Source organism: Vibrio sp. Y176 (assembly GCF_033438945.1).
The window spans coordinates 1-1,447 of record NZ_JAWOQS010000068.1; the positions used below are offsets into that span (position 1 = coordinate 1).

Annotated in this window: 1 protein-coding gene; it reads right to left on the bottom strand. The window is 46.4% G+C overall.

The genetic code is table 11. The annotated features are described in order from the left end of the window. Nucleotides 1-90 precede the first annotated feature (90 nt). Nucleotides 91-1,447, bottom strand: a 1,357-nt coding sequence (locus R7O13_RS24095; protein ID WP_318304830.1) for an SPOR domain-containing protein, incomplete at its 5' end; no start/stop codon positions are given.

The window sequence follows — 1,447 nt, forward strand, 5'->3', positions numbered from 1 at the left end:
AAAGGCTCGTTGCTTTTTCATCTACTGCTCTATCTATCGCCCAAAAATTAAGGCTGCGGAATGTAACATATTTTTCAGCGAAGCTCAGGATTATTTCACGCGATCAATTTCTCGATGAACTTGGCCTAGCGATTTTGCCCATGGGCTCACCGACTTAAGTGTATCTGGCAGCTTCTCTACCGCGTCGCGAGCCATTTGAATTGTCGGATAATCTTGGTAAGTCACGATGTACCATTCCGTTCCACTGCGAACCGTCGGATAAATGCGTACCTTGTTATTCAGCTGATGCTCATCAAGAAAAGCTTGCACATCTTCCATTGATGTCATGGCTGCTAACTGCAAGGTGTACGCTCTTGGGGATAACGCTTTTAGCTCTTCACGTGCAAACGAGAATTTGACGATAGGTTTACTTGATGTCGTCTCTGTTTTCGCAACCTCTTCTGATGCGGCATCGCTTGGCTTCACCACTTTAATCAAAGAAGAGTTTGTCTCTGACTGGGTTTTCGCTTGAGGTTCAGCCCCTTCTACTAACGCTTTAATATTGTCTGTATTCGCTTGCTCAGGCTTACCTTCTAACAGAGCATCAACCACGTCAGATTCAATCACCACACGCTGCTGGGTGTCATCATTTCCGACGCTTGCTACTTCTTCTGTCACCGTTGGTGGCAATGAGTTGGAATCGTCAGTCGCATCTGATAAATCGCCGTCATTTGGCAAGTCGTCAGTCACTGAGGTTAAATTAGATTCTGATGGCGAAAGAGTCGGCTCAGTGAGTGTCGGAATGGCAGTTTGCTCGATGCTTCCCGTGATCTGCTGCGCTTTGTCATCTGGGCTTGGCTGATTAAACATCCACCAATAGCCTCCAGCGGCCAGCAACAGTAGCACCAAAACCACTAATGCGATGTTGAGTGGCGATCCGACAATTGAACGGATAATGATCCTTTTTTCCACTTTCATCTCTCCTAATGCCATGATGTCACCCGGAATCGGGTCGACTTTCTTAAATGCATCTCGAACACGTTTCTCCGCATCGTCATCGACATACCTAACCACTAGTGATTCGAAGAAACGACGCGCTTCCACTTCGGATAGCATATCGATATCAAGTTCAACTGGCTTAAGTTCTTGCCCATAACTCAACCGAGACAAGACCGACTCCAAACGCCCAGACTGAGTAAAAAGCAACACGTTGATCGTCCAGTTCGGCTTTTCATGCGCCTCTAAGACTAACGTCCATAACTCCGAAACGAGCGTTTCACTAAGTAAATGAGCGTCATCAATAACAATCGCAATATCGCAAGGCTCACCTTCGAGAATACGCTCTAGACTGTCGAGTAAAGGCTCTTGTTGATTAAACAATGCATCGGAAACCAGCTGACTCAAGATGAGGACGCGACGCTGCACGTCATCTTGGGTCGCATGGCAAAGTAACAAACATTGATTTTTG